Source organism: Promicromonospora kroppenstedtii DSM 19349 (assembly GCF_000515355.1).
In the GTDB taxonomy this organism is placed as follows: domain Bacteria; phylum Actinomycetota; class Actinomycetes; order Actinomycetales; family Cellulomonadaceae; genus Promicromonospora; species Promicromonospora kroppenstedtii.
This window is the reverse complement of sequence record NZ_KI911698.1, coordinates 1-1,381: the sequence shown is the minus strand read 5'-3', so window position 1 is coordinate 1,381 and position 1,381 is coordinate 1. Positions and strand designations below refer to the sequence as shown.

The following is a 1,381-nucleotide window of genomic DNA, read 5'->3' as shown; positions in this document are numbered from 1 at the left end:
CGGCCGTGCCCGTGCTGGTCGCTCTCGCGCGCGCCGGGGTGGACCTGCTGGCGGTGACCCGGGCGTTGGACCGGCGCGCCCGTGTGGTGGGCAGGCCCGCGGCGCACCGGGCGCTTTCTGCGGCGCGAGAGCTGCTGGCGGGCTAGGTTCGGTCCATGGCCGGATCCAAGACACCCGCTGTGGAGCTCGACGTCGCGGGCCGTACCGTGCGCGTGACGAGCCCGGACCGCGTCGTCTTCCCCCGTGACATCACCAAGCTCCAGGTCGTGGAGTACTTCGTGGCCGTGGCCGACGGGATCACCGGCGCGCTGCTGCACCGCCCCACCACGCTGGAGCGCTGGCCCAAGGGCTGGCACGAGGGCGCGCACCTCGCCACACGCATGCCCAAGCCGGACGACCCGAAGGGCGACGGCTTCTACCAGAAGCGCATCCCGCGGGGCGCGCCGGGCTACGTGGAGACCGCCACCATCGCGTTCCCGTCGGGCCGGACGGCGGACGAGGTGTGCCCCACGGAGCCGGCCGTGGTTGCTTGGGCGGCGAACATGGGCACGCTCACGTTCCACCCGTGGCCGGTGCGGCGGGACGACGTCGAGGCGGTGGACCAGCTCCGCATCGACCTGGACCCGCAGCCGGGCACGGACTTCTCCGACGCCGCCGCGGTGGCGCCGCACCTGCGGGAGCTGCTGGGCGAGCTGGACCTGACGGGGTATCCCAAGACGTCCGGCGGCCGGGGGCTGCACGTGTTCGTGCCGCTGGAGCCGCGATGGACCTTCACCGAGGCGCGGCGGGCCACGATCGCGATCGGCCGGGAGCTGGAGCGGCGTCTGCCGGGCCGGGTCACCACGCGGTGGTGGAAGGAGGAGCGCGGCGAGGCGATCTTCGTGGACTACAACCAGATGGCGCGGGACCGCACCATCGCGTCGGCGTGGTCGATCCGGGCGAACGGGCGGGCCACGGTGTCGATGCCGCTGGACTGGGACGAGGTGCCCGATGTGCACCCCGACGACTTCGACGTGCTGTCCGCGCCGGCACGGTTCGCCGAGCGGGGCGACCTGTTCGCCGCGCTGCGCGCCGACCGTGACCCGGCCCTGGACTGCTCGCTGGACGCAGCCCTGGATCTGGCGGCCCGGGACGAGGCGAACGGGCTGGAGGACCTGCCCTATCCGCCTGAGTACCCGAAGATGCCGGGCGAGCCCAAGCGGGTCCAGCCGAGCCGCGACAAGGACCGGGACCGGAGCGAGGACGCCGTCGGCGAGTGAGCCGGCGGCGCCCCGCCCGGCGCGGCGCCGTCAGTGTGACCGCAGCGCCTTGATCAGGTCGCTCTTGCGCATCGTGGAGCGGCCTTCGATGCCGATCTCGGCGGCGCGCTTGCGCAGCTTCT

At 73.8% G+C, this 1,381-nt stretch carries 2 protein-coding genes; one reads left to right on the top strand and one right to left on the bottom strand.

The window, feature by feature from the left end:
• Positions 1-155 precede the first annotated feature (155 nt).
• Entirely contained in the window at positions 156-1,259 is a 1,104-nt protein-coding gene (locus PROKR_RS18165) for a DNA polymerase domain-containing protein (RefSeq protein ID WP_036965437.1), read from the top strand.
• A 30-nt stretch (positions 1,260-1,289) separates the two neighbouring features.
• Here PROKR_RS18165 and PROKR_RS18160 read toward each other — a convergent pair whose 3' ends face one another.
• Positions 1,290-1,376: a Rho termination factor N-terminal domain-containing protein gene (locus tag PROKR_RS18160; protein WP_281171732.1), complete on the bottom strand. Its 87-nt coding sequence runs from the start codon at positions 1,374-1,376 to the stop codon at positions 1,290-1,292.
• Positions 1,377-1,381: the final 5 nt, after the last annotated feature.

What these genes read in the sequence shown, in the direction of transcription:
- PROKR_RS18165 (WP_036965437.1), top strand. Translation starts at nt 156, where the DNA reads ATGGCCGGATCCAAGACACCCGCTGTGGAGCTCGACGTCGCGGGCCGT.